This window comes from Bathymodiolus azoricus thioautotrophic gill symbiont, assembly GCF_001298715.1.
Taxonomy (GTDB): domain Bacteria; phylum Pseudomonadota; class Gammaproteobacteria; order PS1; family Pseudothioglobaceae; genus Thiodubiliella.
The window spans coordinates 1-420 of sequence record NZ_CDSC02000515.1 but is presented as its reverse complement, the minus strand read 5'-3'; the positions used below and the strand labels follow the sequence as shown (position 1 = coordinate 420).

The 420-nt window shown below is 37.1% G+C and carries 1 protein-coding gene; it reads left to right on the top strand.

Going from position 1 to position 420, the window contains the following annotated elements; genetic code table 11:
• Positions 1–11: 11 nt before the first annotated feature.
• Positions 12–398 (top strand): lactoylglutathione lyase, encoded by a 387-nt coding sequence (gene gloA / locus BAZSYMA_RS09595; RefSeq protein ID WP_090718576.1) that lies wholly within the window; start codon positions 12–14, stop codon positions 396–398.
• The last annotated feature ends 22 nt before the right edge of the window (positions 399–420 follow it).

Below are 420 nucleotides of genomic sequence, written 5' to 3'. Positions count from 1 at the left end.
TAAGGATTTTTATGAGAATTTTGCATACAATGTTAAGAGTAGGGGATCTAGATAAATCTATTGCTTTTTATACCGAAGTGTTAGAGATGCGTTTATTGCGGCAAAAAGATTACCCTAAGGGCGAATTTACTTTAGCATTTTTAGGCTATGGTGATGAAGCAGAAAATACCGCTATTGAACTGACTTACAATTGGGGGAAAAGTGACTATCAGATAGGCACAGGATTTGGACACATTGCCATCAATGTAGAGGACGTATATCAGGCAGTTGAAGTAGCAAAACAACTGGGTGTTGAAGTTACCCGTGATGCGGGGCCAATGAATGCTGGGGAAACAATTGTTGCATTTTTAAAAGACCCTGATGGGTATGAGATTGAGTTACTTTCTAAAAAGTTTTAATCAAAAAATCATCAAACATAGA

Coding starts and splice junctions, on each gene's coding strand:
- gloA (WP_090718576.1), top strand. CDS start 12: ATGAGAATTTTGCATACAATGTTAAGAGTAGGGGATCTAGATAAATCT.